The organism is Dyella sp. KRB-257 (genome assembly GCF_049445995.1).
Taxonomy (GTDB): Bacteria; Pseudomonadota; Gammaproteobacteria; order Xanthomonadales; family Rhodanobacteraceae; genus Dyella_A.
Genome location: NZ_JBMSDZ010000010.1, coordinates 94,999 through 119,156 on the forward strand (window position 1 = coordinate 94,999; position 24,158 = coordinate 119,156).

20 protein-coding genes and 1 pseudogene are annotated in these 24,158 nt (G+C 62.8%); 16 read left to right on the top strand and 5 right to left on the bottom strand.

Annotated elements, in window-relative coordinates; all coding sequences use genetic code 11:
• Window positions 1-38: 38 nt before the first annotated feature.
• The 10 genes from ACO2Q2_RS10030 to ACO2Q2_RS10075 all read left to right on the top strand — a co-directional run bounded on the left by ACO2Q2_RS10030 (window position 39) and on the right by ACO2Q2_RS10075 (window position 12,816).
• On the top strand, window positions 39-1,754 hold the full coding sequence (locus ACO2Q2_RS10030) for a class I adenylate-forming enzyme family protein (RefSeq protein WP_423255628.1): 1,716 nt from the start codon (window positions 39-41) through the stop codon (window positions 1,752-1,754).
• 78 nt (window positions 1,755-1,832) lie between these two features.
• The gene (locus ACO2Q2_RS10035; RefSeq protein WP_423255629.1) at window positions 1,833-2,987 is read left to right on the top strand and encodes an acyl-CoA dehydrogenase family protein; all 1,155 of its coding nucleotides are present in this window, start codon (window positions 1,833-1,835) and stop codon (window positions 2,985-2,987) included.
• Between the two features lie 57 nt (window positions 2,988-3,044).
• Window positions 3,045-4,625: an acyl-CoA synthetase gene (locus ACO2Q2_RS10040; RefSeq protein ID WP_423255630.1), complete on the top strand. Its 1,581-nt coding sequence runs from the start codon at window positions 3,045-3,047 to the stop codon at window positions 4,623-4,625.
• 33 nt (window positions 4,626-4,658) lie between these two features.
• On the top strand, window positions 4,659-5,423 hold the full coding sequence (locus tag ACO2Q2_RS10045; RefSeq protein WP_423255631.1) for a hypothetical protein: 765 nt from the start codon (window positions 4,659-4,661) through the stop codon (window positions 5,421-5,423).
• A gap of 173 nt (window positions 5,424-5,596) precedes the next feature.
• Complete coding sequence (locus tag ACO2Q2_RS10050) at window positions 5,597-6,772, top strand: acyl-CoA dehydrogenase family protein (RefSeq protein ID WP_423255632.1); 1,176 nt, start codon at window positions 5,597-5,599, stop codon at window positions 6,770-6,772.
• 11 nt (window positions 6,773-6,783) lie between these two features.
• On the top strand, window positions 6,784-7,941 hold the full coding sequence (locus tag ACO2Q2_RS10055; protein WP_423255633.1) for an acyl-CoA dehydrogenase family protein: 1,158 nt from the start codon (window positions 6,784-6,786) through the stop codon (window positions 7,939-7,941).
• A 45-nt stretch (window positions 7,942-7,986) separates the two neighbouring features.
• Window positions 7,987-8,832, top strand: coding sequence for a helix-turn-helix domain-containing protein (locus tag ACO2Q2_RS10060; RefSeq protein WP_423255634.1), 846 nt, complete (start codon window positions 7,987-7,989; stop codon window positions 8,830-8,832).
• A 72-nt stretch (window positions 8,833-8,904) separates the two neighbouring features.
• Window positions 8,905-11,043: a 3-hydroxyacyl-CoA dehydrogenase NAD-binding domain-containing protein gene (locus tag ACO2Q2_RS10065; protein ID WP_423255635.1), complete on the top strand. Its 2,139-nt coding sequence runs from the start codon at window positions 8,905-8,907 to the stop codon at window positions 11,041-11,043.
• 56 nt (window positions 11,044-11,099) lie between these two features.
• Window positions 11,100-11,963, top strand: a complete 864-nt coding sequence (locus ACO2Q2_RS10070; protein WP_423255636.1) for an alpha/beta fold hydrolase — start codon at window positions 11,100-11,102, stop codon at window positions 11,961-11,963.
• A 487-nt stretch (window positions 11,964-12,450) separates the two neighbouring features.
• Window positions 12,451-12,816 (top strand): hypothetical protein, encoded by a 366-nt coding sequence (locus ACO2Q2_RS10075; protein ID WP_423255637.1) that lies wholly within the window; start codon window positions 12,451-12,453, stop codon window positions 12,814-12,816.
• Between the two features lie 189 nt (window positions 12,817-13,005).
• Here the strand turns inward: ACO2Q2_RS10075 and ACO2Q2_RS10080 are convergent, their stop codons facing one another.
• From ACO2Q2_RS10080 to ACO2Q2_RS10100, 5 genes are all read right to left on the bottom strand, one after another.
• The gene (locus ACO2Q2_RS10080; RefSeq protein WP_423255638.1) at window positions 13,006-13,842 is read right to left on the bottom strand and encodes an SDR family NAD(P)-dependent oxidoreductase; all 837 of its coding nucleotides are present in this window, start codon (window positions 13,840-13,842) and stop codon (window positions 13,006-13,008) included.
• Window positions 13,843-13,930: 88 nt separating this feature from the next.
• Window positions 13,931-14,626, bottom strand: a complete 696-nt coding sequence (locus tag ACO2Q2_RS10085; RefSeq protein WP_423255639.1) for a cupin domain-containing protein — start codon at window positions 14,624-14,626, stop codon at window positions 13,931-13,933.
• A gap of 25 nt (window positions 14,627-14,651) precedes the next feature.
• Window positions 14,652-15,275, bottom strand: coding sequence for a glutathione S-transferase (locus tag ACO2Q2_RS10090; RefSeq protein WP_423255640.1), 624 nt, complete (start codon window positions 15,273-15,275; stop codon window positions 14,652-14,654).
• 144 nt (window positions 15,276-15,419) lie between these two features.
• A complete protein-coding gene (locus ACO2Q2_RS10095) occupies window positions 15,420-16,451 on the bottom strand; it encodes an aldo/keto reductase (protein WP_423255641.1) in 1,032 nt (343 codons plus the stop codon).
• Between the two features lie 217 nt (window positions 16,452-16,668).
• A complete protein-coding gene (locus tag ACO2Q2_RS10100) occupies window positions 16,669-17,136 on the bottom strand; it encodes a MarR family winged helix-turn-helix transcriptional regulator (RefSeq protein ID WP_423255642.1) in 468 nt (155 codons plus the stop codon).
• A 272-nt stretch (window positions 17,137-17,408) separates the two neighbouring features.
• Here ACO2Q2_RS10100 and ACO2Q2_RS10105 point away from each other — a divergent pair, with 272 nt between their 5' ends.
• The 6 genes and pseudogenes from ACO2Q2_RS10105 to ACO2Q2_RS10130 form a co-directional block, all read left to right on the top strand.
• Complete coding sequence (locus ACO2Q2_RS10105; RefSeq protein WP_423255643.1) at window positions 17,409-18,938, top strand: DHA2 family efflux MFS transporter permease subunit; 1,530 nt, start codon at window positions 17,409-17,411, stop codon at window positions 18,936-18,938.
• A 93-nt stretch (window positions 18,939-19,031) separates the two neighbouring features.
• Window positions 19,032-19,445: a universal stress protein gene (locus ACO2Q2_RS10110; RefSeq protein WP_015447901.1), complete on the top strand. Its 414-nt coding sequence runs from the start codon at window positions 19,032-19,034 to the stop codon at window positions 19,443-19,445.
• 232 nt (window positions 19,446-19,677) lie between these two features.
• Window positions 19,678-20,208, top strand: a complete 531-nt coding sequence (locus ACO2Q2_RS10115) for an acyloxyacyl hydrolase (RefSeq protein WP_015447900.1) — start codon at window positions 19,678-19,680, stop codon at window positions 20,206-20,208.
• Window positions 20,209-20,237: 29 nt separating this feature from the next.
• Entirely contained in the window at window positions 20,238-21,269 is a 1,032-nt protein-coding gene (locus ACO2Q2_RS10120; RefSeq protein ID WP_015447899.1) for a CBASS cGAMP-activated phospholipase, read from the top strand.
• Window positions 21,266-22,951: an EAL domain-containing protein gene (locus tag ACO2Q2_RS10125; RefSeq protein WP_015447898.1), complete on the top strand. Its 1,686-nt coding sequence runs from the start codon at window positions 21,266-21,268 to the stop codon at window positions 22,949-22,951. The genes ACO2Q2_RS10120 and ACO2Q2_RS10125 overlap by 4 nt, the downstream gene beginning before the upstream one ends.
• Before the next feature lie 255 nt (window positions 22,952-23,206).
• Window positions 23,207-24,142 (top strand): annotated as a pseudogene (locus ACO2Q2_RS10130) (site-specific integrase); the annotation flags it as partial.
• Window positions 24,143-24,158 lie beyond the last annotated feature (16 nt).

Genomic DNA, 24,158 nt, shown 5'->3' on the forward strand with positions numbered 1-24,158 from the left:
GAACAAGCGGTGAAATAACGAAAACGGACGGCAGCCAGTTGGCGCAAGACAGCTTGCGGTCGCGAAGAAACAATGCAAGGTCGGCGCCGCACCGTGCCTATCGTCCAGACACCCTTCGGTGTGCAGACAGGAGAGCCTTCAGGATGTCATCCGAATCCCGTTCACCCGAAGCCGCTGCCACGTCTTCCCCCGCCTTGGACCGCAACATGATCGAGCGTGTCTGCGCGGGTGACATCCTCATCCGTTCGGCGCAACGGTATGCCCAGCGACCGGCGATCATCGACGGCGATCGCGTCATCAGCTACCGCCAGCTTGATGACCGGGCCAACCGGCTCGGGCAGGCCCTGCTCGCGCTCGGACTGACGTCGCAGGACGTGGTGGCGGTGATGGCCCGCAACATCCCCGAGTTGCTGATCACCTATTTCGCCTGCGCCAAGGCAGGGCTCATTTGCGCCCCGCTGAACCTGGCACTGAATGGCGAAGACATCACCTATTGCCTGAGTGACTCGCGCGCGCGCGTTCTCATCGTGGACAGTGCCCTGGTCACCGCGGCCCAGGCGCTTCCCGCGCAGCTGCCCGATCTGCGCCATGTCTATTGGATCGGCAGCGACGCGCACATGGAGGTGGCCAAGTCCGCAGGCACATTCGATGCGCTGGTCGCCAGTGGCACCATCGAGGAGCTTCAGGTACCGGTGCATGATCGCGATGCCGTGCAACTGCTTTACACCAGCGGCACGACGGCCTCGCCCAAGGGCGTGCTGACCAGCCATCTGGCGGTCACCATCACCGCCCTGTCGACGGCCCTGGTGCAGAAATTCACGCCCGAATCGAACCTGCTGTGCATCCTGCCGCTTTTTCATTGTGCCCAGCTCAATGCCGCCACCTTGCCGGCCTTGATGACCGGTGCTTGCGTGGTGCTGACCCAGGGCTTCGATGCGGGGAAGGTGGGAGAGCTGATCGAGCAACACCGAATCAGCATGGTGTTCATGTTGCCGATGATGTACGGCGCGCTGCTGGCCGAACCGAGCACGGCCAAACGTGACTTCAGCTGCGTGACGCGCGCCATGTACGCGATGGCGCCGATGTCGCAGGAGCGGCTGGAGGCCGTGCATGCCTTGTTGCCCCATGCCGACGTGGTGCTGGGCTCCGGCCAGACCGAGTTCACCCCGCCAACCTGCTTCCAGCTGCCCGAGCAGCAGTGGGACAAGGCCGCCTCATGGGGGGTGGCTACGCCGATGACGCGCATCGCGATCATGGACGATGACGGCAATCTGCTGCCGCCCGGTGAAACCGGCGAGATCGTCTACCGCGGCCCGCAGGTGATGAATGGTTATCTCAACCTGCCCGCGCCGACCGCCGAGAGCTTCCGGCACGGCTGGTTCCACAGCGGCGACATCGCCTGGATGGACGAGGAAGGCGTGGTGTGGTTCTGCGACCGCAAGAAGGACATGATCAAGACCGGCGGCGAGAACGTGGCCTCGATCGAGGTCGAGCGCTGCCTGCTGGCGCACCCGGATGTCGTCGATGCGGCGGTGGTCGGCGTGCCGCACGAGCACTGGGGCGAAGCCGTGGTCGCTGCGGTCGTGCTGGTCGCCGATGCCCTGGCCGATGAGGCGGCGCTGATCGAACACTGCCGGCAGCGGCTGTCCAGCTTCAAGGTACCCAAGACGGTGCATGTGCTACCCGAATTTCCACGCACCGGCACTGGCAAGATCCAGAAACACATCTTGCGGGAAAAGCTGCACAAACCCTGATCGATGGCACCGGGCTGCGCGGAAAAGATCCGCTCTACATCCACTTCACTCAAGACTACAGCACCGGAGAATCCACGGATGCAGTTCACTGCCGAACACGACAACCTGTCCGCCTCGGTCAAGAAATTCGTCGCCGAGCAGATCAATCCCTTCGTCGATGAATGGGAGAACGCGGGCATCTTTCCCGCCCACGAACTGTTCCGGAAAATGGCCGCACAGGGTTTTCTCGGTATCGCCAAGCCGGAGCGTTTTGGCGGCATGGGCCTGGACTGGAGCTACAACCTGGTGTTCTGCGAGGCACTGGGCGAAGTCAATGGTGGCTCCATTCCGATGGCGGTGGGCGTGCAGACCGACATGGCCACCCCGGCGCTGGCGCGATTCGGCTCCGATGCGCTGCGCGAGGAGTTTCTCAAGCCGGCCATCGCCGGCGAGTACGTCGCCTGCATCGGCGTGTCCGAACCCGGCGCCGGCTCCGACGTGGCGTCGCTGCGCACCACCGCGCGCAAGGATGGCGACGACTACGTCATCAACGGCGGCAAGATGTGGATCACCAACGGCACCCAGGCCGACTTCATGTGCATGCTGGCCAACACCAGCGAAGGACCGGCGCACCGCAACAAATCGCTGATCATCGTGCCGATGAAAAGCAAGGGCGTGACCATCGCCCGCAAACTCGACAAACTCGGCATGCGCGCGTCGGACACGGCGCAGATCTTCTTCGAAGATGTGCGGGTGCCGCAGCGCTACCGCATCGGCGATGAGGGCCACGGCTTCACCTACCAGATGCAGCAGTTCCAGGAGGAGCGCCTGTGGGCGGCGGCGGCCGCGCTGCGTTCGATGGAGCGGGCGATCGAGAACGTGATCGACTACACGCGCCAGCGCATCGTGTTCGGCAAGCCGCTGCTGGACAACCAGACGGTGCACTTCCGCCTGGCCGAGCTGCAAACGGAAATCGAGTCGCTGCGTGCGCTGGTCTATCGCGCGGTGGAGCGGCATGTGCAGGGCATCGATGTCACGCGGCTGGCGTCCATGGCCAAGCTCAAGGCCGGGCGCCTGTCGCGCGAGGTCGCCGACAGCTGCCTGCAATACTACGGCGGCATGGGCTTCATGAACGAAACCCCGATCAGCCGCCTGTACCGCGATTGCCGTCTCACCTCCATCGGCGGCGGGGCGGACGAGGTGATGCTCGGCATCCTGGCCAAATTCATGGGTACCCTGCCCCGCACGCGCTGAACGGGTCGCCATGTATCGTCACCGCCAAACCGCCCAGCAAATGAAGAGGATAAAACCATGAGCAACGATCGACTGGCCATCCACATGATGGGACGCCAGACCCTGGGCGACCTGTTGTGGCGCAGCACCTGCCGGGTGCCGGACAAGACCGCCATCATCTACGGCGATACGCGGCTGAGCTATGCCCAACTGGACGAGCTGGCCAATCGCACCGCGCATGCGCTTGCCGAGCGCGGTATCGGCAAGGGCGAGCGGGTCGCGTTGCTCTCGCACAACCACTACTTGTTCGTCGTGCTGCATTTTGCGCTGGCGCGCCTGGGCGCGATCCTGGTTCCCGTCAACTTCATGCTCACCGGTGAAGATGTCGCCTACATCGTCGACCACTCCGGCGCGACCGGCCTGATCGTGGAGGATGCGCTGTTGCCGGTGGCCGAGGCGGCGCTGGCACTGGCGCACCATCCGGTCGGCCTGCGGGGGGTGATACCGGAACTGGGACTGGCCTTGCCAGCCGGATGGGAATCGGTGGAAGACTGGACCCGACATCCGTCCACGCAGATGCCTCAGGTGGAGATTGCCGATGACGATCCGCTGCAGATCCTCTACACCAGTGGCACCGAATCCAGGCCCAAGGGTGCGACGCTGTCCAGCCGCAACCTGATTGCGCAATACGCCAGTTGCATCATCGACGGCGAAATGTCGGGCAGGGACACCGAGGTCCATGCGCTGCCGCTGTTCCACTGCGCCCAACTGCATGGGCTGCTGGTGCCGGCGCTGTCGCTGGGCGCCACCAACATCATCCTGTCCAACCCCGAACCGGCGCGCCTGCTGGCCACGGTCGAGGCCGAACGCGTGAGCAAACTGTTCTGCCCGCCGACGGTGTGGATCTCGCTGCTCCGGCATCCCGACTTCGACCGGCGCGACCTGAGCTGTCTGACCAAGGGCTACTACGGCGCCTCGATCATGCCCGGCGAGGTCATCAAGGAACTGCTCCGGCGATTGCCGCAGATCAGGCTGTTCAATTTCTACGGGCAGACCGAAATGTGTCCGGTCGCCACGCTGCTGCGCCCGGAGGACCAACTGCGCAAACTCGGCTCGGCCGGACGCGCGGTGCTGCACGTGGAAACCCGCGTAGTGGATGACGACGGCCAGCCGCTGCCGCCGGGACAGATCGGCGAGATCGTCCATCGTGGCCCCCATGTGATGCTGGGCTACTGGAATGACCCGGAAAAAACCGCCGAGGCCTTTCGCCACGGCTGGTTCCACAGCGGCGATCTGGGCGTGCTGGATGACGAGGGTTACCTCACCGTGGTCGACCGGAAGAAGGACATGATCAAGACCGGCGGCGAGAACGTGGCCAGCCGCGAGGTGGAGGAGGTGATTTACCAGCACGCTGCGGTGGCCGAGGTGGCGGTGATCGGCGTGCCCCATCCGCATTGGATCGAGCAGGTTACCGCCGTGGTGGTCCTGCGCACGGGCGAAGCATTGCCTCCCGACGAGTTGCTGGCGTTCTGCCGCGAGCGGCTGGCCCACTTCAAGGCGCCCAAGGAAATCGTCTTCGTCGATGCGATGCCCAAAAATGCCGCCGGCAAGCTGCTCAAGCGGGAACTTCGCACGCTGCTGGCGGATCGCACGCGGTAATCACGCTGGTGGCGCACCGGCACTACGGAACGGATGACGCTGGCCGGCGTGCCGCCGAGCGACTGTCGCACGCCGGTCAGCTTGACACGAACCTGCTCCGGCGTGCGGATCCGGGCGCGCATGAACGGAAAAGTAAAATCGATGGAAGCTTCATTCTGGAAATCGGTATGGACCAAGCGCGCCCTGGGTTTTCACCTGCCGTTTGTCCATCCCATCCTCAAGCGGTCGCTGCCACTGTTCGACCTCGCGCCGGATGCCCGGCTGTTTCTGCCGTTGTGTGGAAAAACACTGGACATCGCGTATCTGCTGTCGCTTGCCGGGTTTCACGTCACCGGCATCGAACTCAGCGAGATCGCCATCGGTGAACTGTTCGAGCAGCTGAACCTCGAACCCCTTGTGTCGACATGGCATGGCGGTCGCCTCTGGCGCAGTGGCAGGCTGAGCGTGTTCGAAGGCGACTTCTTCGAACTGACACCGGAGGAACTCGGTCCGGTAGCGCTGACCTACGACCGTGCCGCGCTGGTGGCACTGCCGGCCGATCTGCGTGCGCGTTATGCACAGCGACTCGTCCAGTTGACCGACACGGCGGAACAATTGTTGATCAGTTTCGAATACGACCAGTCGCGCATGCCCGGCCCGCCGTTCGCGGTAACCGGGGCTGAACTCGAACGACTGTATGGGCCGCACTATCGCCCCCAGGAGCTGTCGCGCAAGGACGTGATCGCGAACCAGCCCGCCTTTCTGGAACGCGGGCTGCAGCATTTCGAGGAAGTCGCCTGGCGGATGATTCCACGATAAGGGCCGCCTCGTCGTGACAGACCGCATCGTGTTTCGTCGGAATGGACGATTGCCACGGCTCTCCGACGTCCCAAAAGATAGTGATGGTTCGAGCACACGGTCAGCAAGCGCTTCGTCACCCGCCCTGCGTGGCATGAGCGTCGGGTGCATCGATCGAAAAAGGATGACACACCATGAATCTCGACTTCAGCCCGCAGGAACTCCAGTTCCGCGAGGAAGTTCGCCAGTGGATGCGCGAAAACGCGCCGCCGGATCCCGCCGGCGTCAAACTCGGGATACCCCTGGACAAAGCCACCCAGATGGCGTGGGAGCAGCGCCTGGCATCCAAGGGCTGGCTGGCCTATACCTGGCCCAAGGAATACGGTGGTCCCGGCTGGACCGTCACCCAACGCCACATTTTCGAGGAGGAACGTGCCGCCGCCGGCGCGCCCAATTCAGGCCCGTTCGGTCTGGCCATGCTGGGGCCGGTGCTGATGGCCTTCGGCAACGAACGGCAGCAGCAGCGTTACCTTCCGCGCATCGCCGCGGGCACTGAGTTGTGGTGCCAGGGTTATTCCGAACCCGGCGCCGGCTCGGACTTGGCCAGCCTGAAAACCCAGGCGCGCCGCGATGGCGATCACTACGTCGTCAATGGCCAGAAAATCTGGACCACCCAGGCCCACTGGGCCGACTGGATGTTCTGCCTGGTGCGCACCCACCCGGACGTACCCAGACAACAAGGCATCTCGTTCCTCCTGATCGACATGCGCAGCCCCGGTATCGAGATCCGGCCGATCATCACCATCGACGGTCACCATCATCTCAACGAAGTATTTCTCACCGATGTCAGGGTGCCGGTGGAAAACCTGGTCGGCCAGGAAGGCCAGGGCTGGACGATCGCCAAGTATCTGCTCACCTTCGAGCGCACCACGATCGCCGGCGTGGCCGATTCGAAATACGAGATCGGACGGCTCAAGGCGGTGGCCGTCCGGCATCGTGTCGATGGCCATGCCCTCATCGACGAACCGGGCGTAAGCGAACGCATCGCCGAGCTGGAAATCGACCTGCTGGCGCTCGAATACACCAACCTGCGTGCGCTGGACCGGCTGGCCCGGGGCAAGGCACCCGGCGCCGAGTCCTCCGGCCTGAAGATCCGCGGCACCGAACTGCAGCAGGCGATTTCCGAGGCGATGGTGGATCTGGGCGGTCAAGACGCCCTGCCCTGGCTGAGCACCGAGCCGGCCGGCGACCCGGCTTTCGACAGCGCCACGGTGCGCTACAACTTCCTGCGTGCCAGCTCGATCTACGGCGGCAGCAACGAAATCCAGAAAAACGTGATCGCCAAGCAACTTCTTGGCGGCGGACACTGAGGAAAATCCGCATGGACTTCTCCCTCAGCGACGAACAGCGGATGATCCGCGACAGCGTCGAGCGATTCATCGAGAAAAACCACGATTTCAAACAGTACCTCGCGACTGTTGCGCAACCGGGTCAGATCGATACCGGGACATGGGCGCAATTTGCCGAGTCCGGCTGGCTGGGGTTGCCATTGCCGGAGCACGCTGGCGGCTTCGGCGGCACCGCCATCGAAACGATGCTGATCATGGAGGGCTTTGGCGCCGGCTTGGTCACCGAACCGTTCATCCCCACCGTGGTGCTCGGCGGCCGACTGGTGGCGAACAGCGGCAACGCCGCCCAACGGGCGCGCGTGCTGGAACCGCTCATCGACGGCAAGCTGCAGCTGGCGGTGGCGATGTACGAGCACGGCGCCCGTTACCGCCTGAGCCACTGCGCCACGCGCGCCAAGCCCAGTGGCAGCGGCGGCTACCGCCTCAACGGCGAGAAGACCATGGTGCTCAATGCGCCCAATGCCGACCTGCTGGTGGTGGTCGCGCGCACCGCCGGTACGCTGCAGGATGAAGCCGGGCTCAGTATGTTCCTGGTCGATCCCAAGACCGCCGGTGTGTCGCTGCGATCCTGCGCGGTGCTGGGCGGCGGCGTGGCTGCCGAAGTGCGGCTGGAAGGTGTGGAGGTATCGGCCGACGCGCTGCTGGGTGAAGCCGGTCAAGCGTTCGCGGGGCTGGAGCAGGCCCTGGATCATGCGACCGTGGCGACTTGTGCCGAGGCATTGGGTGCGATGCAGGCATTGTTCAAGCGCACCGTGGATTACAGCAAAGTGCGCAAGCAGTTCGGCGCCCCGATCGGCAGCTTCCAGGTGCTCCAGCACCGCATGGTGGATATGTTCAACGACCTGGAGCAGTCGCGTTCGATGGTCTACATGGCCTCGGTTCGCGTCGAGAGCAAGGTGCCCGACGAGCGTCGCCGCGCCGCGTCGGCGGCCAAGGCCTATCTCGGCAAGACCTCGCGCTTCATCGCGCAGCAGGCGGTGCAGATCCACGGCGGCATCGGCATGACCGAGGAGCTGGATGTCGGCCATTACTTTCGCCGCCTCACCGCCTTTGGAAATCTCTATGGCGACCGCGCCCATCATTTGCGCCGGTTTGCCGGTTTGCCGGCGGCGAACGCCGATGCGACCTGAGCACCGTACCGTACGCGATGGTCGGCGTACCGGGAGGGTTGTGCCTTGACACAAACCAGAAACTCCTCCGGCGGCCGGCACCACAGCGAGCGCGAGCGCATGCTGTTGATGACGCCGGATCGGGTGTTTTATCGAGGCTTGCTGGGCACGCCGTCGCTGCGCAATTTCGGCTCGATCACGCTGTACGCGTCGATGGGCTGCCCGTTCGGCCTGAGCCTGGATGGTCAACGTTGGGAGCAGCATGAACTGGCGGTGGTGCCGCCGCACACCGCGCATCGCATCGTCACGCAAGATCCGCTGATCGGCTCGATCATGATCGAGCCGGAAAGCGTCGATCCGGCTCGGCTCCCGGCGGTGTTGCGTCCATCATCCCGTACCGACATGGCCTCGCTCGAACGCATCCGTGCGGCTTACGCCTATCTGCAGACCTTTGACGGCGGCCGGCCGCTGGACACGCGCGATTCGGATCGGTTGTTCTGGGGTCAAACATTGGCTGCGCGCAACCTGGATCACCGTGTTGCGGCCACCATCGAGAGAATCGCGCGCGACCCTGCCGGTCACCACAGTGGGGAAGTCTGTGCCGATGAGGCCGGCTTGTCGTTTTCGCGTTTCCTGCACCTTTTCAAGCAGGAAACGGGCGTCGCCTTTCGCAAGTTTCAGGCGTGGAAGCGCGCTCGCTCGCTGCTCCATCACGTCAATCGGCGCAGTTCGCTGGTGGATATCGCGCTGGACGTGGGCTATCCGGACTCGACCCATTTCAGCCACGTCATCCGGCAGGTCTACGGCTTGCCACCGAGGGAAATTTTCGCCGGTTCGCGCCGGCTGGTGATTCTCCGCCAGGAACCGTCACCCGCCGATTTCTGCCGGCAGCGACGCCCTGTCGCTGCGTGATCTTCCATCGATTCCAGCCGGTCGTGTTCTGCGCGCCGCTGATCAAACATGCGCACAACGAGGAAACCTCCCGTGAACAAGCCCCTGGTAATCCTGGAAGTCCGCGAAGACGTGGCCTTGGTCTGCATCGACAATCCGCCAGTGAACGCATTGTCGCGCGGTGTGCGCGAGGGACTAGTCAAGGCGCTGCGCCAGGCGGCCGCCGACAGCCGGGTCAGTGCGGTCGTGCTGTACTGCGCCGGCCGCACTTTCGTCGCCGGCGCGGACATCGCGGAATTCGATTCCGGGCAACCGTCCACCGAGGACATCCATGAACTGTTCGGCCTGCTCGACGGCTACGCCCGACCGGTCGTGGCAGCGCTGCACGGCACCGCGCTGGGCGGCGGCCTGGAGCTGGCGCTGGTCAGCCACTTCCGGGTGGCCTCACGCTCGGCCAAGGTCGGCCTTCCCGAAGTGCACCTGGGACTGCTGCCGGGCGCCGGCGGCACCCAGCGCCTGCCGCGGCTTATAGGGGCCAAGGCCGCCCTGGAATTGATCCTGTCCGGCAAACAGGTGGCTGCCGATCAGGCTCTCGCACTGGGCATCGTCGATGAGGTGGTCGACGGTGACCTGCTGGACGCGGCGATCGTCTTCGCCCACCGGGTGATCGAGGAGCATCGCCCCCAGCGGCGGGCCAGCGCCTTGCCGGTGAATCCGGCCTCGGTGCCTGCTGGTCTGTTCGAACAGGCCCGGCAGACGCTGGCGCAGCAGCGCAGCGGCAATCCGGCACCCGTGCGTATCATCGCGTGTGTCGAAGCGGCCGTGACACAACCATTCACCCAGGGGCTGGCCACCGAGCAGCGCCTGTTCGGCGAATGCCTGCATTCGCCCGCGTCGGCGGCGTTGCGTCATCGCTTCTTTGCCGAACGCGAGGTGAGCAAGATCCCTGGACTCTCCGGCAACCTGACGCCGCGATCGATCAGCCGTGTGGGCGTGGTGGGCGCCGGTACCATGGGCGGCGGCATCGCCATGAACTTCGCCAACATCGGCATGCCCGTGGTCATCGTCGAGACGACCCAGGCCGCGCTGGACCGCAGTCTGGGCATCGTGCGCAAGAACTACGAGGCAGCGGTCGCCAAGGGGCGCCTCAGCCCCGCGCAGCTTGATCAGCGCATGAGCCTGCTGCGTGGTGCGCTGGATTACCCCGAGCTGGCCGAGTGCGACCTGGTCATCGAGGCGGTGTTCGAGGACCTGGCCCTGAAAAAACAGGTCTGTGCCCGACTGGGACAGGTTTGCCGGCCGGGCGCGATCATCGCCAGCAACACCTCATCGCTGGACGTGGATGCGCTGGCCCAAGCCAGCGGGCGACCCGCCGATGTGCTGGGCATGCATTTCTTCAGCCCGGCGCATGTGATGCGGCTGCTGGAGGTGGTGCGCGGCGCGCACACCGGCACGGACGTGCTGTCCACGGTGGTGAAGCTGGCCCGCACCATCGGCAAGGTGCCAGTGGTGTCCGGGGTGTGCTACGGCTTCATCGGCAATCGCATGGCGGAGTGTTACCTGCGTGAAGCCGAGCAGCTGCTGCTGGAAGGCGCGACAGCGCAACAGGTGGATGCGGCGGTGGAATCACTGGGACTGCCGATGGGGCCGTTCCGCATGCTCGATCTGGCCGGCGTGGATGTGGTCGCCAAGGTCGTGATCGAGCGCGGCAAGAGCGGCCAGCTGCTGGCGGGTCCGACCTACCGGGCGGTGGCGCTGAAGCTGATGGAACTGGGCCGGTACGGGCAGAAGACCGGCAGCGGGTTTTACCGTTACGAGGGTCGCACGCCACTGCCCGATCCAGCCATCGAGCAGATCTGCGCGGCGCTGGCCGCCCGCCATGGCATAATCCGCCGCCACGACATCGCCGAGCAGGAGATCATCGAGCGGTGTTTTTATCCGCTGATCAACGAGGGCGCCAAGGTTCTGGAAGAAGGCATCGCCTATCGCCCGGGTGACATCGACGTGGTATGGATCAACGGCTACAGTTTCCCCGACTATCTCGGCGGCCCGATGTTCTGGGCCGATCAGCTGGGCCTCTCCACCATTGCCGCGCGCATGGATCACTATGCCGCCCAACTGGGCAACGAACATGGTTATTGGAGCCAGGCCGCACTGCTGAAACGCCTGGCTGCGGCCGGCCGGGGCTTCGCCAGTCTCACCGAGAGCGAACTGGGGGGCGCGACCGGATGAGCGGCCGGCCAAAGACGCCGGTATACGCCCGCGCCGGGGCCGGACCGGGAACGCCGGTGAAATTGCAGCACTTTCAAGGCAGCGCAGGCATCCGCCTGGCAGCGGATGTCGGTGGCGATCCGACCCGCCCCACCGTGGTGCTGCTGCATGGTGGCGGCCAGACCCGGCACTCCTGGAACAAGCTGGCACGGCATCTGGTACAGCTCGGTTACCACGCCGTGTCGCTGGATCTTCGCGGCCATGGCGACAGCGACTGGGCACCGCAGGGTGACTATAGCGTCGATGCCTTTGTCGCCGACCTGCATGCCGTGCTGGGCCAGCTGCAGCGTCCACCGGTGTTGATCGGCGCGTCACTGGGCGGCATCACCTCGTTGCTGGCGGTGGGCGAGTGCGAGCGAACGATCGCGCGCGGGCTGGTGCTGGTGGACGTAGTGCCGCGCATGGAGGAAGCCGGCCTGCGGCGGATACACGCCTTCATGCGCGCCAACCTGGACGGCTTCGACACCCTCGACGAAGTGGCAGCCGCCGTCACGGCCTATCTGCCACAACGCCCCCGGGCGCCCAATCCCCAAGGCCTGCGCAAGAATGTCCGACAAGCCGGGAACGGAAGGTTTTACTGGCACTGGGATCCGGCGCTGATCCACAGTGACCGTCGTCCCGATGGAACCCGGGCGGCTCAGCGGTTGCGCCGCGCCGCACGCGCCATCACGCTGCCCACCATGCTGGTGCGCGGCAAGCTGAGCGACGTGGTCAGCCAGAAGGGGGTGGATGATTTGCTGGCGCTGATCTGTGGCGCACGAGCAATCGAAGTCGACGGGGCCGGCCACATGGTGGCTGGCGATCAAAACGATCCGTTCAATGACGCGGTGGAACAATTCCTGGTCGAACTTGGCGAGCCGGCGGCAGCACGCCAGCCGTAGCTGGCGCAGCAGCGTTGATAGCTGCCGGAAGCAAGGCTTGCAGCGTGGTCCCGAAAGGACGTGCTTGTGCGACGCACTCACCGCACACCTGTCGCACCAAAACATGCACTGAACAGATCAACCGATCTCCGCGCTTTGTTCACTTCACTGCGACTTCGGGTTCCGAATAGTGCGCCCGCGCATCGCACATCATTCATCGTCGACCGAGATCTCAACGTGCATGCGGGCATCGTCGTCGGCCAGTTGCAGCGTCGATTGGGTCGGTATGACCTGTTTCGCAAGTACCAGGTCAAGGTTCGGCAATTCGTGACGTCCTCCGCCATCACGGACGGCTGGGGCGTGGTTCACACGGCATAACAGGAGCACACCGCGATGTCGGGTTATTTCGAATGCAGTCAAAGAGTACGTCGAGCGCTACAAGGCGGAGGTCGGCGCCGACGGGCTGCTCGATCCTCACGCCGTCGCCGAGTGGGCGTACCGCAACGGCTTGCACAAGCCCAACCTGACCACGGTCATCGACGCGATCGCCAGCGACATTGCGCAAGCGTTCCGCGAAGAATACCGCGTGGATCGTCACGGCCGACGCTATCGCGCCAAACACGCGGCGCTGGAAAAGCGCGGCACCAAGTCGATCTCCCTGTGGGCCGATATGGACGATCCCAACGCGCCCCATACCCACTTTCAGAAATCGTTCGCGCAGCGACGCCATCAGATCGTCGATGACTGCGTGCAGCTCAAGACCGACGTTGACGTCTACAACGACAAGCGCAACGCCGCCCAGCCGATCCAGGTTCCGCTCGATTTCACCCTCGACGTGGCTGAGCTGCAGCAGGTGCTGCGCAAGGTCGCCTGACTTCGTAACCATCAAAAAAGGCTTCCTCCGCGCACGCACTACCCATCAGTGCGGCATGCGGGACATGTCAGGCGAGTCTAGCGCGCTAGCACGAGACGCCATCGTGACGATGATCAAGCGTGACGTCTTGCACGCACTCGTGCTGCAGGCATTCGACACCCCCGCATCGATGTCACCGCGGCGCAGATGTTACGCGGCGCCGACCGGCCAACCCGCGCCCTGTATGGCGGCCTTGGCCGCATCGGTCGCGGGGAGGTCCGTGCGCCAGCGCGAGGCATCCAGTCGTTGTCCGCTGATACTGTCCGACGCGTCGGAAACGAGCCAAAGCAGTGGTGGCACGATAATGTCCGGGTCGAGCAGCTGTGCGCGAACCTGTTCGGGCACCGAGGCGGGGATCATGCCGGTGGCGGTGGCGCCGCCGGGCAGCAGGGCATTGACCGTGATGCCCGTGCCGGCCAGGTCCTGCGCCCAGATCAGGGTTTCCGATTCCAGCGCGGCCTTGGACGGGCCGTAGGGCGAGAAGCCACGCCGACGCATGGTCTCGTGGTTCATCGAGATATTCACGATGCGGCCCCGGCCGGCCTGCAGCATCGTGGGCGCGGCCGCGCGCGCCATCAGGAACGGGCCGTTGACGTTGGTGTCGATCACCATCTGCCACACCTCCGGGGCCACTTCCCAGAAGCGCGCCGGTTCGCTCAGAAACCGCTCGCTGACGTACTTCATGCCGCGGCCGGCGTTGTTGACCAGGATATCCAGCCGGCCGAAGTGCTCCAGCGCCGTGGCCACCACGCGCGCGCAATCGGCGGCGCGAGTGACGTCGGCCACCAGTGGCAACACACGACCGTCGCCCGCCTCGCGCGCCACGGCGTCGAGCTCGGCCGACTCCCGCGAGGCGGTGGCCACGACGTGCGCTCCCGCGCGGGCCAGCCCGAGGGTCATCGCCCGGCCCAGTCCGCGCCCGCCACCGGTGACAATCGCCACCCGCGAGGTCAGCGACGGCGGAAGCGGTGAGAGATCGTCTGTCATGTCGAATCCTTAGTTCTTGTGAATGGCTCGAGGTCCTGCGCCTGCCGGCGAAGACGTCCCGTGGGAGAGCTGCGAGAGCTGCGGCGCGTCAGCAGGCGCCACCACCGGTAGGCGGGCTGGATGGGCGGGCGAGGTGGCCGGTTTTCACCCACAGTTGGCAGCCGTCGCGTCCGGCGTGCGCATCGAGCGCAGCACCCGGTGGCAGCCGTAGCCACGACAGCCGGCCGAAGTGCTCGTTACTTTCGTGGAACATCCCGTCGACCACGAGGATTTCGCCGCCGCCGGGCAGTACCGGCCACCGCACGCGGGTGTGCGGTCCCCAATGTTCCAGCCGGACCTCCTCGCAGGCGTCACGGAACAGCGGCTTGACCGCGACACCGGCTCGCAACTCCTCTGGCGTGAACTCCAGCGCAGAGGGATGCAGGCGCAGGGAAATGCGGTCGAGCGGGTCGAATTGCCAGAGCTTGACGAAGATCGTGCAGCCGCTCGCCGAGCCCGGCGCATGGCGGCTTTGCGGTGGGTTGCGCACGTAGCTTCCGGCCGGAAAGTCGCCGGTTTCATCCTGGAACACACCGTCGAGCACCAAGAACTCCTCGCCACCGCCATGGGTATGCGGCGAAAAGTGGCTGTTGGGCGCGTAGCGGACGATGGAGGTCGCGCGCGCGACCTCCCCGCCGATCCGGTCCAGCATGCGCCGATCGATACCTGCCACGGGTGAAGGAACCCAATCCAGGGTCGCGGCGTGGACTGCGACGCGCTGTGAAAAATCCGCATTCAGCTGCATGTCGGCTCCAGTGCAGTCGGTGTGCTCAGACGGCTGCTGCGCTGGCGCGCGCGGCCACGCGGGCACGCCAGGCTTCGAGATGGCTGAGCCCGGCGGGCGTCTCGATCTTGGCGAAGCCGGCAAAGTTGAGCCCCGCGAACGCGGTGATGTCGGCCATGGAAAAGGCGTCCCCGGCCAGGTAGGGGCGCTCGGCCAGCACGCTGTCCAGATAACGCATGCCGGCAATCGCCCGCTCGCGGCGCATTTCGCCCCATTCCTTGTTCTGGTAGCTCTCCAGATCCGGGCCCAGCCCTGGCGTGGCGTGGTGAAAGTAGTCGGTAGCCGCATCAAGCAGGCCGGCCTCAGCGCGGCGCTGCATCATGTGGATGATGGCGCGCTCGCGCGCCGTGTTGCCCGTCAGCGTGGGATTGCCATCGAGGTGGTCGAGGTACTCGGTGATCGCCGTGCACTCGGAGATCATGGTGCCGTCGTCGAGCTCCAGTGCCGGAACGGTACCCGAAGGGTTTCTAGCCAGGAACGCGGGTTGCCGGTGTTCGCCGCCAGGCACGTCGACACCGACAAACGTGATCCGATCCATCATCCCCTTCTCCGCCAGTGCCATACGCACGCGCGCAGGATTGGGAAAGCCTTTGATGTCATAAATCTTCATGGTTTGCTTCCTTGGGTGGTGTGGAAAAGCGCGGCACGCCGTCAAGCGCAGGCGCGGAGTATTTTCGGAACGGCTGCCTGCTGCGTGGGCGCATGACCCATCACGGAGGCGGCATCCAGACGCAGGACAGACGTTTGCAATCGGTCACAAAATCATCTTCGGGTTGTCGCGGTCGAGCCGGGTGAACTCCAGCATCCAGTGCGGATACAGTCGCGGCGGGGTGCTGACGGCATCAAGTGCGGCGACTTCCTCGGCCGAGAGCTGCCATTCGACGGTCTGGAGGTTGTCCTGCAACTGCTCGGGCTTGGTGGCGCCGATGATCACCGAGCTGACCGGCGACTTGCACAGCAGATAGTTGAGCGAGACCTGCGCCGCACTCACGCCGCGGGCCTTGGCGATGCGCTGCACCTCGTCCAGGATGGCGTAGGCCTTGCCCTCGTCGAGCTGGATGAAGTTGTGATCCTCCTTGCTGCGCCGGGCGTCCTGCGGGCCCTTGGCGCCGCGCGGGTATTTGCCGGTGAGAAAACCCGCACCCAGCGGCGACCACGGCGTGATGCCCAGCCCCTGGTCCTGGCACAGCGGGGCCAGTTCGATCTCCACGTCGCGCGATACCAGCGAGTAGTGCGCCTGCAGCGAGACGAACTTCTCCCAGTGGTGCTTTTCGGAAATCGACAACGCCTTCATCAGTTGCCACGCGAAGTAGTTCGAGCAGCCCAGGTAGCGGATCTTGCCCGAATGCACCAGATCGTTCAGCGCCGAGAGCGTTTCCTCCAGCGGCGTCATGAAGTCGAAGCTGTGCACGATGTAGAGATCGAGATAGTCGGTGCCCAGGCGCCTGAGGCTGTTCTCGCAGCTCTGTATGATGTGGCGCCGGCTCAGGCCCACGTCGTTGATCTCCGGGCTCATACGCCCGCGTACCTTGGTGGCCAGCACCACCTTGTCGCGCTTGCCCTTGAGCGTCTTGCCGAGGATTTCCTCGGACTGGCCGTAGGAATAGACATCGGCACTGTCGAAGAAATTGATGCCGGCATCGAGGGCAGTATCGACCAGATGCTGGGCCGCTGGCTGGTCAAGCCCGCCGATTTTCTCCCAGTAGCCCTGCTTGCCGAAGCTCATGGTGCCGAAGCACAGCTCGGAGACGAGCAGACCGGATTTGCCAAGGGGACGGTAATGCATGATGCGGTACTCCTGTTGAGCTAACGAGAGATAAAGCGAGAACCGTTGCTCCGCGCTCAAGGGCGCCGTCATCCGACGATGGCGGCTTAATCTCAAAAAATGGGGGCTGCGGCTCCGCATCTCAAGCGGGCCCAGTAGGCTGCTGGATGCGGTTTAAGGCCCGCCACGATGCCTTGGCCAATTTACTGCAAAAGCGACCATGCCAAGGCTTCCTTCATCACTTGGAATTCGTGCGCTCCTGCTGTGCAAACAGGTTCGCACGGTTTTCGAAGGCCTGAAGAACTCGGGTCGCCGTCGCGATGTCTTCCCGAGGGATGTCTTCGAGCAGGGTGCAACGAAGCGCTTTGAGTGCCGACTCCATCACTTGCGCCAATCGACACCCTTCCGGGAGGAGGTGGACTGCTCGGATGCGTCGGTTTCCCACGACCTCACGCCGCTCCAGCAAGTTCGCTCTCTGCGCTTGATCAAGCGTCCGCAGGAGCGCTGCTGGATGGACGCCGATGCGGTCGGCCAACACGTGCTGCGGCACCCCATCGCCCATACGCGAGACCAGCAAGACGGGCGTCGCCAGCGAGATCGACAGACCAGACGCCGTCAACACCGAACCGGCTACCGAGTGCCAAGCCTTCTTGGTCGGCTGGAGCGCGGCGGTGAATGCGTAGAACGCATCGTGCTTAAGGGGCATGGATCACTCAATCCCGGTTGGCCTTCGTCCGCCCAGATGGTAACGGCGGGCATCACCCGTGCAAAATCAATGTTTGCCTTGACAACTATGTATTAGACAGTAAAAATCAGAACGACTCCAGCCGCAATCCGGGTACGTTCAATGATTGGCTCAAGCAATTTTGGCAGTTGCCTTGGGGGCGGAGCCGCCGTGACCGCGGGCCTCGACGGGATCGGCGCAGGGTGTCCTCTATGTGTCTAGTCCCGACTGATCCCTTGGATTCCTGACGTGCCATGACGAACGGCCAGTTTCGCCCGACCAGCCTGGTGGTCGCCACGCTGGGGCTTTCGCTGGCCACCTTCATGCAGGTGCTGGATACCACCATCGCCAACGTGTCGTTGCCCACCATCGCCGGCAACCTGGGCGTCAGTTCGAGCCAGAGCACATGGGTGATCACTTCCTTTGCCGTCAGTCTGGCGATCTCATTGCCATTGACGGGATTCCTCACCCGTCGCTTCGGTCAGGTGAGGCTGTTTGTCTGGTGCACGTTGCTGTTCGTATTGGCGTCCTTCATGTGCGGCGTCTCTCGCAGCATGGGCATGCTGATCCTTTTCCGAACCATCCAGGGCGCGGTGGCCGGGCCCATGTACCCCATCACGCAAAGCCTGATGATCGGCATCTATCCACCGCAAAAGCGCGGCATGGCGCTGGCACTGCTTTCGATGGTGGCTATGGTGGCGCCGATCACCGGTCCCATCCTCGGCGGCTGGATCACCGAGAATTATTCGTGGCCCTGGATCTTCTTCATCAACGTGCCGATCGGCATGCTGGCCAGCATGGTGGTAGCCAATCAAATGAAGGGTTACCCCGCACCGAACGAGCGGCCGAAGATGGACTATGTCGGTCTCATCACGCTGGTCATCGGCGTGGGCGCCCTGCAGATCATGCTGGACAAGGGCAACGACGAGGACTGGTTCAACTCGCCGTTCGTCATCGTCACCTGCATTGTTGCCGTGATCAGTCTGGCGATCTTTTTGATCTGGGAACTGACCGACGGCGACCCCATCGTCGACTTGCGGCTGTTTCGTCACCATAACTTCAAGTTCGGCACGCTGGCGCTGGTGCTTTCCTTTTCGGCCTACTTCTCCATCAACCTGCTGCTGCCGCAGTGGTTACAGCGCAACCTGGGCTATACCGCGACATGGGCCGGTTTGGCGGCATCGCCGCTCGGTATAGCCCCGCTGCTGCTGACGTTCCTGGTGGGCCGCTATGCCATGCGCTTCGATTTGCGCCTGTTGGCGACCGTGGCCTTCGTGGTGATGGGGGCGACCTGCTTCCTGCGCTCCCGTTTCTATCTGGAGGTCGACTTCACGCACGTCGCCATGATGCAGTTCCTGATGGGGTTTGGCGTGGCGTTGTTCTTCATGCCGGTCACCGTGATCCTTTTATCGGATCTTGACCAGAACGAGATTGCCGCAGGCTCGGGGCTGGCGACCTTCCTGCGCACGCTGGGTGGCAGCTTCTCAGCCTCGCTCACCACCTTCCTATGGGATCGGCGTGCCGTCCTGCATCACGCCCAGCTGGCGGAAAGCATTAATCCCTATAACCCATTGGCCCTGTCGGCGATCGATCAACTGGGGCATGGCAATGCGCAGGCAGGCGCCGATGTCATCAACGGCATGATTACCCAGCAATCTTACCAGATCGGTTTCAACGAACTGTTCCATTCCCTCGGCTGGATTTTTCTGGGTCTGATGCCGGTGATCTGGCTGACAAAACCACCGTTTTCACCGAAAGCGAATGCGCTATCCGGCGGCCATTGAAGCAGAAAACTCTCGGATGGGTTCCACGTTTGATGCGAGGTATGAAGACTTCCATGCTCTCACTCGACTGCTTGCAATAACGGAGGAAAATCCATGAAGAACATTCTGGTTGGGTATGATGGCTCATTAACGGCACAACGCGCTTTTCTCTTCGCGCTTGAGCTGGCCCGCTGCTCGGGCGGTCACGTCAGGGTGGTGTCGGTGCTGCAGATCACGGGCGGTGGCGCGGACACCGCCGCGCTGATGATGGCCGATGTGGGGGCGCAACGCCTGGGCGACCTGATGGCGGAATTGAAGCAACTCGCGCCAGACGCCGACAAACTGATCGATCTTGAAATGATCCCCGGAAATCCCGGTGATGTGCTGCTTAGGCAGGTCAAGCAGTACGCGATTGATCACATCGTGATTGGACACACCGAGAGAGGAGCCCTTGCTCGTTGGCTGCTCGGTTCCGTGTCGACTGATGTATTCGCCCACACGCGCATACCAGTGACTGTCGTGCCATGAGGTTTGTGGACAGACCATGGCAGCGAAACCAACGGTTCAGTGCAGTCTTTGAACAAGAGATTTGCAGTCCTGAATCGCAGTTCTCATGCCTGCTCGGGCAACCGCTTGAAGCCTACCCGCCTGCTCTATCAAGCAACACCTGAAAAGACTGTTCCGTGCACTGTCTCACCCAGCCTCGATGGCATTTTCATAAGCATCCAACTAATGGTGAGCTGATCGAAGGAGTTACTTTATGCTCTCACCCCGTATCACACTTTGCGCTACCGCTGCGTTTGCTTGTCTGTTGCTTTCTGGCTCCGTCTTCGCGCAGACCCATCTGGAAGTCCAAGGTGGTCGCAGCTACATGGACAGCCATGGAACTAATTCATTTTTCATCGAGTCGGTCTTCCCTTCATTCCCGTTAGGTGAAACGCGGTTTACCTTGTCGCCCGATGTCTCGATCGGATACCTCAGAGGCCGCGACATTGGGCGCTATCGCACCATGAGCCCCGGCGTCACCAAGAATGTGTGGATCGGCGCCGCGGGTGCCCGTCTGCACTACGGCAGCGAGGGCGACTGGTACCGCCCACTGTTCTTCAGTTTTCAAGTAGCGGGTACGCGTGGACGGACTGAGGCCCTGAGCAGTGCCTATCAGTTTGTAAGCACACTCGGATGGCAATGGAAGCATTTCAGTCTGCAGATTCGTCACATCTCCAACGGCGGCCTACATGAGCCCAATCGCGGCGAAACCATGGGTCTGGTAGGTTTCGGCTTTGATCTTTAACGCTGTATCGATAACACAGAAATGCATCTATGCCATTTACCATTCTTGCCTTGTCGGGTGGCGGCTATCTCGGCCTGCATGAGGCCGTGTTGCTGAGGGAACTGGAGCGTGCCCTGCACAAGCCGATCGGTGAAGCCTTCGACCTGATCTGCGGATCATCGATCGGGGCCGTGGCAGCCATGGCGGTTGCTGCCGGCACGCCGGCACGCGATATCGAAGCGGGGTTTCTCGAACACGGCGCACGAATCTTTCCTGGTTCTCGGTGGCGCGCTATCCGCCCGCTCGCGTACGTGGCCAGCATTCGCTACATGTTTCGCTCTCGCTATCGCGGAGAAACCATAGCGGAGACAGTGAACGCGATCATTGGCGAGAAATTCACCTTGGGCATGGCAAGGACGCGCCTGGTCATACCTGTCATCAATGCGTCTACCGGTCGATTGGAGGTAATCAAGACGTCGCATAGTGCGCGCAATTGGTATTATGCGGACATGCTGATGTCCGAAGTTGCCATGGCGGCGACGGCCGCGCCGACCTACTTTCCGCTGGCCGATCTGCGCGGCCAGCTCTATGTGGATGCGGGGATTTTCGCCAACTCGCCCGGCATGTTCGGCTTGCACGAGGCCACCCATTATTGCCACGTACCAGCGTCGGATATTTACGTGCTGAGTCTGGGCACCAATGTCGCCAACCCTCGCAGGTTAGCACGCGAAAAGCGCAGTTTGGGCGCGCTGGGCTGGATCAAGAACGGACGCTTGTATGCAACGATGGCATCCGCCCAGCGCGAGCTGACGGACAATATCCTTCGACACATTCTCGATGATCGCTACCTTCGGATCGAAGGCACGCCGGATACGGCGGGCGATAGCTTGCTGCAATTTGACAATGCCTCGCTTGCCGCTTCCAAGCGACTCACAGAGCTGGCCGAGCGGGCTTGGAAAGATGCTTACGTGCGTCCGTCCATCAGGGGCCTAATTCAGATGCTGCGCGAACACGAAGTCGATAGCGCATGGCGGCACCCCATTCTTGGCGCAGCTGAACCAGAAACCGACCTGCCTGCATGAAAAAAGTGGATGGCAAGGCAACCGTGCGATCGGTGCGGCAGGGAGCGCGTGCGGGTCAGTTCGCCCGCAACGATGTTTTGCTGCGCATCAGTGCGATTGCTTGGTCAGCCGATTGTTACCCCGATTTTATCCAACGGGTGGCCGCTACGCTGCTTACCCTCGACGAAATCGTCGGGTGCGCAATCGGTCGACCAGACGCATATGGCCGATTTCATTTTGAAGCGGTGGCCGGCAGTGAAGCCTTTATCGGCTGTTTGCGAGCGGTTGAGCGTGGCGAGCATCCAGATATTCGCGCCGAGGCTCAGCGTCTCGGGGGCAGCATGGCGATGGGTCGTGCTTGGCAAAGCGGAGGAATCCAGCGCACGTTCAACTACGCTACCGATCCGGAGATGACCGTGTGGCGTGGGGTGGCGTTGGGTTTGGGCATTCGATCCAATGCGGCCATTCCCGTGCGTCTGCCTAAGGGCACCACTGAGAGTGTATTGACCCTTTACTCATCAGCCACGGGCGGCTTTTCCACCGCAAGTCAACATACGTTCCTGTTGCACTTGCAAAGCCTGCTGGGCCTCGCTTTGACACGGTTGCTGCCGAAAACTGAGGGCATCCAGGCAGCTCCGTTACTCCTACGTGACCATTGGCGCGCCAAACTAGCAACCGACGATCTGGTGATGCAATACCAGCCCGTAGTCGATCTTCGCATGGGCAAGGTGGTTGAGGTCGAGGCCTTAGCACGCATCCGCGAAGATGACCACCTGATACTGCCCATATGGTTCCTGCCAGCGCTCGGCTCGGACGACCTATTGTTCCTGTATCAACAGGGGCTAACCCAAGCACTTGCCGCGCGCCAACAGTGGGCCACGGATGGGCTTGCGCTGGGCATCGCTGTCAATCTCCCTTCGAGCGCGCTACTTGATCGGCGCTATGTGGACATTACCCGCGAGGTTCTTGAACAACACCCCTGTCCATCCGGGACGTTGGTTCTCGAACTCCTCGAATCGGAGTGGATGGACGAAACTATCGATGCTGAGAGTGGCCTGCTGGCGCTTAAGGCGTTAGGGATCCAATTGGCGGAGGACGATCTTGGCTCAGCCTACAGCTCGCTGAGCCGCTTGCGCCACCTCTCCTTTGATCGCATCAAGATCGATCAGACGCTGGTGGCCCAGATAGCGCGGCAGCCGCTGCGGACGCTGTACTTCATATACCAGCTGACCCGGCTCGGCCACGACCTCGGTGTCAAAGTGGTGGTCGAAGGACTGGAGACAGCGGGTCTGATCGAAGCAGCAACAATTCTTGGCGCTGATCTGGGGCAGGGCTTTGCGCTGGCGCGCCCGATGTCTGGTGCTCACGTAGCAGACTGGTGTGTAAGCTCACGTTTCGCGTGCGATCCCATGGTGCCCCGTACGGCCTTGGGCGCGTTATCAGGGTTCCTGTTGTGGGAAGATCGGCTGGGGATGTTTATGGACGATACCGCAATGATCGCAACACTTGTCCGCACGTCTTGTCGAGTCGATGCCTATCTCCATGCATCGGCTGCAAAGGGCACTCAGTTGGATCGGATCCATCGACTCCTGCATCAGATCGCAATTCGACAGGGCCCTGCCAGTGCGAGCTACACCAAAGCTCGCAATGCGTTCATCGAGTGCCTTGTCGAGGATTGGATCCGGATCGAGGAAAACGGCTGATCACATCGCGCTATCCAACCACTGCGCAGTGCATGGAGGCTTGCTGCTATCTATCCCATGACTTTCCTGGCAGCACTGAAAAGCGCTTTCCAATCTACTGAATCCGCCATCGTTCAGATTGGTCACAGGAATTTTTCTCAGTTGCGTCGATGGGTTTCTGTGGTGCTTTGCTCTGCGCGTAACTCGTGATTAGTGAGTTCATGCATTGCTCGATGCTCATGCGGGTGTGGCAGATCATAACTAATGAACCTGATGATGCCTTCTCAGTCACTTGAAACCTATCTGCAAGCGGCGCAGCGTGAAAATACCCAGCGCAGTTACGCATCTGCCGTACGCCATTTTGAAGTGACTTGGGGCGGATTGCTTCCAGCGACGACGGACACGGTTGCCCAGTATTTAGTGGCACATGCAACCGCCTTGTCGACCAATACACTTCGGCAACGACTCGCGGCGCTCTCACACTGGCATCAAGCGCACGGATTTTCCGATCCCACAGCCGCACCGATCGTGAAAAAGACGCTGAAGGGCATACAAGCGCTCCATCCAGTGCGAGAGAAACGCGCCGAACCCTTGCAGCTCACGGCGGTTGCCCATGTGGCCGCTTGGCTCGATACCGCCATCGCGGCCGCTGACCTGCGCGGAGACAGCGCCGAAGCACTTCGGTGCCGGCGCGATCGGGCAATGCTCCTCCTGGGATTCTGGCGTGGGTTTCGTGTCGACGAGCTGGTGGGTCTGCAGACCGAGCATATTGTGGTGGTGCCTGGGCAAGGGATGACGTGTTTCCTCGGGCGCAGCAAGACCGATCGACAACTCGCCGGTACGACCTATCGGGTGCCGGCGCTCAGTCGGTGGTGTCCCGTGACGGCCACGCTCGATTGGGTCAGTCATGCGGGCCTCACCACCGGCCCCCTTTTTCGCAGTGTTGCGCGTTGGGGCGCGCTCGGGACGGGCGCCTTGCACAGCAACAGCGTAGTGCCGTTGCTGCGCAGGTTGTTTACGCGGGCAGGACTGGCTTCGCCAGAGACATATAGCGGTCATTCGCTGCGCCGGGGCTTCGCGGGATGGGCCAACGCGAATGGCTGGGATGTGAAGGCATTGATGGAGTACGTTGGCTGGAAGGACGTGCATTCGGCCATGCGCTATATCGATGGAACCGATCCCTTCGCGCAAGCTCGGATCGAACGCGGGCTAGCCGACAAGATCACGT